The sequence below is a fragment of the Mesorhizobium sp. M1A.T.Ca.IN.004.03.1.1 genome (genome assembly GCF_003997555.1).
Classification (GTDB): Bacteria; Pseudomonadota; Alphaproteobacteria; order Rhizobiales; family Rhizobiaceae; genus Mesorhizobium.
This window is the reverse complement of record NZ_RZTV01000388.1, coordinates 1-268: the sequence shown is the minus strand read 5'-3', so window position 1 is coordinate 268 and position 268 is coordinate 1. Positions and strand designations below refer to the sequence as shown.

The window sequence follows — 268 nt, the reverse complement described above, 5'->3', positions numbered from 1 at the left end:
AGCCAGACGCGCATGGCGTATCCGGAGCCGAAGACGTTGATGCTGCCGACGCCTTCCAGGCGCTGGATTTGATCCTCGATGGAGGTCGACATTATGTTGCCGAGATCGACCGAACTACGCTTGCCGTCGGTCGAAACGAGCGAGCCGACGAGGAGGATGCTCGAGGTCGAGCGCGTCACGCTGATGCCGGCATCGATGACGTCGCCGGGAAGCTGCGACTGCACCAGCTGCAGCTTGTTCTGCACCTGCACCTGAGCGATATCCGGAT

At 61.6% G+C, this 268-nt stretch carries 1 protein-coding gene; it reads right to left on the bottom strand.

Features of this window, described 5'->3' with window-relative positions; genetic code table 11:
- A partial coding sequence (locus tag EOD29_RS32095) for an efflux RND transporter permease subunit (RefSeq protein ID WP_164763959.1) occupies positions 1–268 on the bottom strand: 268 nt, incomplete at both ends.